The organism is Paenacidovorax caeni, assembly GCF_001298675.1.
Classification (GTDB): Bacteria; Pseudomonadota; Gammaproteobacteria; order Burkholderiales; family Burkholderiaceae_C; genus Paenacidovorax; species Paenacidovorax caeni.
Window position 1 is genome coordinate 1 of sequence record NZ_CYIG01000147.1, and the last position, 638, is coordinate 638.

At 66.6% G+C, this 638-nt stretch carries 1 protein-coding gene and 1 pseudogene; both read left to right on the forward strand.

Translation table 11 applies throughout. The features are described from left to right. Window positions 1–286: pseudogene (locus tag BN2503_RS21205) on the forward strand (IS66-like element accessory protein TnpA); the annotation flags it as partial. After that, window positions 283–630: an IS66 family insertion sequence element accessory protein TnpB gene (gene tnpB / locus BN2503_RS19170; protein ID WP_054258153.1), complete on the forward strand. Its 348-nt coding sequence runs from the start codon at window positions 283–285 to the stop codon at window positions 628–630. The pseudogene BN2503_RS21205 and the gene tnpB, both read left to right, overlap by 4 nt. Window positions 631–638 lie beyond the last annotated feature (8 nt).

Sequence of the window (638 nt, forward strand, 5' to 3'; positions counted from 1 at the left end):
GGCCAGCAGACCGGGCGCATCGGTCGCGGGTCTGGCGCTGCGCAACGGCGTCAATGCCAATCTGCTGCGTCACTGGATGAAGCTGGGTCATTGGCAATCGGGCACCCCGACGCTGTTACCCGTGACTGTTCTCGCACAGCAGCCCTGTGCCGATGTGGTGGCGACCACCCTTGCCCAACCGTCCACGGGGACGGTGGAGATCGAACTGTGTGGCGCCGTCATCCGCCTGAGTGGTCAGGTCGATGCCGCGCAACTGACGACGGTGCTGGCCGCGCTGCGCGCATGATCGGCCTGCCAGCGAACACGAGGGTGTGGATCGTGGCCGGACACACCGACATGCGCAAGGGCTTCGATGGTCTGGCCGCGATGGTGCAGACCGCGCTGAGCGAGAACCCGTTCAGTGGCCACGTCTTCGTCTTCCGCGGCCGGCGCGGCGACATCCTCAAGGTGCTGTGGTTCGATGGCCAGGGCCTGCTGTTGCTCAGCAAGCGACTCGAACGCGGGCGCTTCGTCTGGCCCCAAGCCTCGGGCGGTGGCGTATCGCTGACACCGGCACAGCTGTCGATGCTGCTTGAAGGCATCGATTGGCGCATGCCAGCGCGCACGCATCGTCCGGAGCTGGCCGCGTAAAGCTGGCG

What these genes read in the sequence shown, in the direction of transcription:
- tnpB (WP_054258153.1), top strand. Translation starts at nt 283, where the DNA reads ATGATCGGCCTGCCAGCGAACACGAGGGTGTGGATCGTGGCCGGACAC.